The following is a 6,499-nucleotide window of genomic DNA, read 5'->3' as shown; positions in this document are numbered from 1 at the left end:
ATATCTATTTTTAAATGTTCTCTTATAAATTCTTCACCATGATTTCCTGGTACTAGAATAATCTTATCTAAACCTTGGGATCTTTTCATCTCCAATTCTATAGATAAAGATTTCTTCCAACCTTCTTCACTCATTGGCTCCACAATCCCTGTTGTACCTAGAATAGATATTCCACCAACTATTCCCAGTCTAGGATTAAAAGTTTTTTTAGCTATTTCTTCTCCTTCTGGAGCGAAAATAGTTATTTTTATCGATTTATTTTTTTCTATAAAATCTTCTTTTTCTTTTAAAATTTTTCTAACTTCACTTTTAATCATTTTCATAGGAACTGGATTAATTGCATGCTTACCAACTTCTACACTTAATCCTTTCTTAGTGACTAGACCTATTCCTTTTCCACCAGTTACAATAATATCTTCATTATCTAAATTATCTATTAACTCTGCTTTTGCAAATATATTCATCTTATGTGTAGCGTCAATGTCATCTCCACCATCTTTTTCAATTGAACAAATTGCATAATCATCACTAATTTCTATATTTCTAACACTCAATGTTAAAGGTATACCCTTTGGTGTGTCTATATTTACCTTATCAACTTTTTCTTTAGTTAAAAGCATATACACAGATGCTTTTGAAGCTGCTGCTGCACATGAACCTGTTGTATATCCTCTTTTATATTTTTTTCCATCAATATATACATACTCTTCCATTGTTATCCCTACATTGCATATAATATTGCATTCATTATTGCAGCAGCTACATTACTCCCGCCTTTTCGACCTTGTACAGCTATATGAGGAATTTCAGTTTTTTCTAATTCATATTTAGACTCTGCTGCTCCCACAAATCCTACTGGTGCACCTACTATAGCATCAACTTTGCCACCTTCATTGACCATTTCTATAGTTTTGTAAAGAGCAGTTGGTGCATTTCCAAATACAAATATTTTTCTACCTTCATCATTCATAGCAATTTCTACTGCTGCCATAGATCTTGTGATTCCTTTTTCTCTAGCTAATTCTTTAGTTTGTTCATCTGCAACTAAACATTTGTACTCACATCCAAGAGCATTTAATTTCATTTTATTTATTCCACTAAGTGCCATATTAGTATCCGTATAGATTGTGCATTTATTTTTTAATGCATCTATAATGCTATCAACAGCACTGTGTGAAATTTTTAAAATATCTAAGTATTCAAAGTCAGCACTAGTATGAATACATCGTTTAATTATTTTTTCTTCTATTTCATTTTTAAACTTATATCCTGGTCTAATATCATCAATGATACCTTGAATAATTTCAAAACTTTTTACTTCTATCATTTTAGGGTCTTTAATATATTCCACTCTATTTCCTCCCTCTCCCCTTGTCCTATAATTTTTGATAAGTGTATTTTTTTATAATATCTGTTTAGTTCCAAACCTTTTAGATGTCTTAAAATTTTTTCATAATCAATATTATCATCGACTAACATTCCAATTACTGTACCACTATGAGCAATATTCACACCATAAGCTCCCATTTTTTCTGAAATATCAACTATTTCATTTAAATATGGTTTTTTATGTATGTTTTCATTTGCTAAACTACTTAAGGTACAGGCTTTACCTATTATTTTTAAGTCATTTTTATATAAACCTTCTTCTAACAAATTGAATGATTTTTTTATAATATCCCTATTTTCCAACTTCTTCTCTAAATAACTTGGATTACTTCTTATTAGACTTGTTTCCAAAATTTCATTTGGCTCTAATACAATAACCTTAGCTTTTTCTAAGGAAGACAAATATCTTTTCACATTACCATTTATAGGATTGAAAATACTATTTTCATATAACAAAATAGAATCTGTTGGTTCAATTTCCGAGGCAATATAAGAAATTTCTTCATTATTTAATTTCTTGTTTAATAATGAAAGTGTAGCTCTTATAGTTGCTCCAATATCAGCAGTGGAGCTTGCCATTCCTTTCCCTACAGGTATGTTGCTATTAATATCTAGTGATATATTTTTAGACTCTTTAAGTGGAATATTAAATTTTTCAAAAACCTTCTCTATGGCTTTTCTAGATTTGTTAGGACCTAAATTTATATCTGATACTTTTTCTTCAAGGGTTGCAATAGAAAACATATCTATTGCATATGAAGATAAGTATTCTTCATTATCTAAAATTCCTTGTACAAACTCACCACAGGAAGCTGGACATATTCCATAAAATTTCATACTATTCTCCCAATACTTTATTTAACTCTTTCAAAATCAATTCATTTTCTTCATGACTCTTAATAGCTATTCTTATATAATTTTTATCTAAACCTATAAAGTTAGATGCATCCCTGATTAGGATATTACTTTCTTTAAATAATTTTATTTTTAATTCTTCAGCATTTATATTTTTAAGCTTTATTAATATAAAATTTGTGTCTGTATCATAAACTTTTATATTCTTAATTTTATTTAATGAATTAATCATATAGTTTTGTTCTTCTTTGTAATACTCTTTACTAGATTTTATATATTCTTTTTCTTTAAATATATAATTTGATAAAGTGTCTGCAAAAGAATTTACAGTCCAAGGTTCCTTATATTTATAAATACCTTCTATTATTTCCTTATTACTTGTAACACCATATCCTAATCTAAGTCCTGGCATACCAAAGAATTTTGTAACTGCTTTTATAATAAAAAGATTATCATAGTTTTCTACATATTTTACTAAACTATAATCCTCTTCTTTACTCACAAACTCCATGAATGTCTCATCCACAATTAATAACTTTTTATATTCTGATAGAATTTTTAAAAGTTCTTCTATGTTTTTTACTTTTCCATTTGGATTATTAGGGTTACATATAAATAGACTATCAATCTTATCTATATTTTCTTTTATTTCATCCATATCCACAGCAAATTCATTGTCTTTATCTAAGTAAAAATTTATAACTTCTAAATTATTTAATCTTGCTCCTCTTTCATATTCAGAAAATGTAGGATTTAGTATTCCTATTCTTTTTTTAATATTTTTCATAAGAAGATAGATTATTTCTGTAGCTCCATTTCCTGGAATAATATATTTTGAATCAAGATTTAAGTAATTTCCTATATTTCGTCTCAAATTAGTATAGTGTATATCTGGATAACTTGTACTTTTACTTAAACCTTCTAAAATATATTTTTCTAAATTTGGAATAAGTTTTGGATTTATATTAGAGCTAAAGTCTATTATCTCTTCAGTTTTTTTATTGAAAACTGTTGCCATCTGCTCTACATTAGCCCCATGACCTAAATCCTTCATACTTAATCTCCTCTTTTCTATATTTATTTATATTGATGTAATTTAATAATTTCAATTTAACCTTTTAAGAAAAAATAAATAGCAGTAAATATTATTATTGATATTATTGATGCTGAATACATTATTTTGTTAGTTCTTACAATATCTTCAATTTCTATTTCTCTACTTTTGTCTCCAATAGTTGGCTTATACACTTCTTTCCCAAAGTATATATTTGTACCACCTAGTTGAATTCCTAAAGCACCTGCAACTGCCCCTTCTGAATAAGCACAGTTTGGACTTTTATGATTTTTTCTGTCTCTATATCCAATCTTTAATGAATTTTTAAAATCAAATCCAACAAATAAACTTCCTAATGATAGCAATATTAAACCAATTCTTGCTGGTATATAGTTTGCTATATCGTCTATTTTTGCCGATGCATATCCTAAGTAATAATATTTATCATTTTTATATCCTACTGTTGAATCTAAAGTATTAATAGCTTTATATGCCATGGCAAGAGGTGCTCCTCCTATAAATCCATAAAATAAAGGAGCTATTATTCCATCAACAGTATTTTCTGCAACAGTCTCAACTGTAGCTCTAACTATCTCTTTTTCATTTAAACTTGTTGTATCTCTTCCCACTATATATGAAAGTTGAATTCTTGATTTTTCTATATCTCCAGTTTTTAATACTTTGTAAATCTTAACTGCTTCATCTTTTAAGCACTTTGTAGCAAGTGTGGTATAAATTAATATGGAGTTTACTGCTAAGAATGCTATTTTATTAAATTTAAAAAGATTTACTACAAGATATGTAATCCCAAAGGTAATTCCAACAGTTATAAACCATAAGAAAAATCCAGCTATTTTTAGTCCTTTATCAGATGAAGTGATTTTTCTTATTAGTTTTTCTACACTACTAATTAACTTGCCAATATATCTTACTGGATGTGGGAATGAATATGGATCTCCTATAATCAAATCCAAAGTATATCCTATATACATTGATAATATATTCATTCTATTTTACTTCCTTATTTATTAGAGTTTAAAAACTTTGCTATACAATCTAAATTATTGTAAAAATGAGTATGTAAATACGTTGCTAAAGTATTATTTTTACTGTATCCACCTTCCCACTCATCAATAACTTTATCATCTTTAATTTTTTTCATATGATAAGCACATTTTTCATTACTTTCAAATATGGAATGATGAAATTCATGACCTTTTATTATATCTCCCTTTTTAGAGAGAATAGTATCTTCTGTAGCTTCTCCTAAACAGTATCCAAATCGTTTTAAAGATGAAGTCATTTTGCTGCATCCATTAAAAATTCCTACCATATCAAATACATTTTTATTGTTATCTTCTAATTTGGAGCCTAAATACATAAGTCCACCACATTCAGCATATATAGGAATATTATTTTCATGAGCATTTAATATTGCTTGTCTTATTTCTTTATTTGCATGAAGCTCCTTACCAAAAATCTCAGGAAAACCTCCACCTATATAAATATAATCGCATTTAGGCAGTTTTCTATCTTCCATTGGACTAAAGTATTTTATGTTTAAACCTAATTTCTCAAATAGCTCTATATTTTCTCTATAATAAAAATTAAAAGCTTTATCATATGCTATTGCAATTGTCTTATTGTTCATTTGATTATCTTCAACAAAATTATCCAAACTAAAATTAGTATCAAATTCCTCTGTTTCAGATATTTCAAGTATTCTATCAACATCTATATATTTTTCAATTTCATTTGCTAAATTATCAAATTTAATTTTTAATGTTTCTACTTCCACACTAGGAACTAAACCTAAGTGCCTTGACTCAAGGGAAAACTCTTTGTTTGGAGGGAAATAACCTAATACTTCTACTCCTGTATACTTTTCTATAGCTTCTTTTAGCATATTATAATGAGATTCACTTCTTACATTGTTAGTAATTACACCAGCAATATTTACATTTGTATCAAGCATTTTATATCCTAATACCATAGCAGCGGCAGATGTTGCCATAGCTTTAGCATCTATAACTAGTATTACTGGTGCTTTCAATAATTTAGATGTATAGGAACTTGTGCAATCATCTAAATCTATCCCATATCCATCATATAGTCCCATAACACCTTCAATTATTGATATATCTGCATCCTTTGATGAATTTTTTACTATATATTTTATTTTTTCATCATCTAACATGTATGAATCTAAGTTTCTTGAATGTCTTTCTGTTATAAATGTATGATATGAAGGGTCAATATAATCTGGACCTACTTTATAAGGTTGTACTTTTAAATTTCTTTTTGTCAATGCTTGCATTATTCCCAGGGAAATTGTAGTTTTACCTGCTCCACTGTTTGTTCCTGCAATTAATATTTTTTTCATAATATCACCTAATCTTGCTCATTCATTATTTCATATATTTTATCTATCTCTAAATGTTCTCTTAAAAAGTCTGCTAGTTTGTCATATTCTTTATTTTTAAATTCCTCAAAAGAATCTACTTTACTTTCAATTCTCTCTAAATTTTTCATTTCTCTAATATTATTAAGAATTGTTCTAGTAAATTCTATATCATCGAAGATTCCATGAAGATAAGTACCAAATACATTACATTCTTCATTTACACTTCCTGCAATATAACTAACTTCTTCACCTAACTTTTCTTTTACAGTAAGTAAGGTTTTACATTCTTCTAGTCCACGGGTAATCCCCATATGTATTTCGTATCCTCTAACCTCTTTATTATTTAAATTAGCTAAATACCCATGCAAATTTTCTGACATAACAGCTTTTACTTGGGTAGTAGTTTTCTCTAGCTCAAATGTAGTTTCTGTATCTAAAAGTCCTATACCCTCTACTTCTTCTAAATCATTTTCAACATGATATGGATCTTTTAGTGTTTTACCTAGCATTTGATATCCTCCACAAATTCCTATTATTAGCTTTCCTCTTTTGTGAAGTTCTCTAATTTGATTTTCAAGACCATTTTCTCTTAAAAACATAAGATCATCTATTGTACTTTTTGTCCCTGGAATAATTACTATATCTGGATCACCAAAAGCTTCACCATAGTCCACATATCTCAAACTTACATCCTCTTGTGTTTCAAATATATTAAAGTCTGTAAAATTAGACATATGAGGTGTTCTAACAACTTCTATATGTACATCACTTTTTCCAACTTTTTTCTTAAACCTAGT

The 6,499-nt window shown here is 27.8% G+C and carries 6 protein-coding genes and 1 pseudogene; all 7 read right to left on the bottom strand.

From position 1 onward, the window contains the following. Positions 1-713, bottom strand: a 713-nt coding sequence (gene cbiD / locus J7G74_RS11405) for a cobalt-precorrin-5B (C(1))-methyltransferase CbiD (RefSeq protein ID WP_297135414.1), incomplete at its 3' end; no start/stop codon positions are given. An 8-nt stretch (positions 714-721) separates the two neighbouring features. Beyond that, positions 722-1,351: a cobalt-precorrin-8 methylmutase gene (locus J7G74_RS11400; protein WP_297135413.1), complete on the bottom strand. Its 630-nt coding sequence runs from the start codon at positions 1,349-1,351 to the stop codon at positions 722-724. Next, complete coding sequence (locus tag J7G74_RS11395; RefSeq protein ID WP_297135409.1) at positions 1,324-2,226, bottom strand: GHMP family kinase ATP-binding protein; 903 nt, start codon at positions 2,224-2,226, stop codon at positions 1,324-1,326. The genes J7G74_RS11400 and J7G74_RS11395 overlap by 28 nt, the downstream gene beginning before the upstream one ends. Position 2,227: 1 nt before the next feature. Further along, positions 2,228-3,298 (bottom strand): pyridoxal phosphate-dependent aminotransferase, encoded by a 1,071-nt coding sequence (locus J7G74_RS11390; RefSeq protein ID WP_297135407.1) that lies wholly within the window; start codon positions 3,296-3,298, stop codon positions 2,228-2,230. Positions 3,299-3,354: 56 nt separating this feature from the next. Next, complete coding sequence (gene cbiB, locus J7G74_RS11385) at positions 3,355-4,305, bottom strand: adenosylcobinamide-phosphate synthase CbiB (protein WP_297135404.1); 951 nt, start codon at positions 4,303-4,305, stop codon at positions 3,355-3,357. 14 nt (positions 4,306-4,319) lie between these two features. Continuing rightward, on the bottom strand, positions 4,320-5,681 hold the full coding sequence (locus J7G74_RS11380) for a cobyrinate a,c-diamide synthase (protein ID WP_297135403.1): 1,362 nt from the start codon (positions 5,679-5,681) through the stop codon (positions 4,320-4,322). Between the two features lie 8 nt (positions 5,682-5,689). After that, positions 5,690-6,499, bottom strand: a pseudogene (locus J7G74_RS11375) (cobyric acid synthase); the annotation flags it as partial.

Source organism: Terrisporobacter sp. (assembly GCF_017888745.1).
In the GTDB taxonomy this organism is placed as follows: Bacteria; Bacillota; Clostridia; order Peptostreptococcales; family Peptostreptococcaceae; genus Terrisporobacter.
This window is presented reverse-complemented; position numbering and strand designations above follow the sequence as displayed.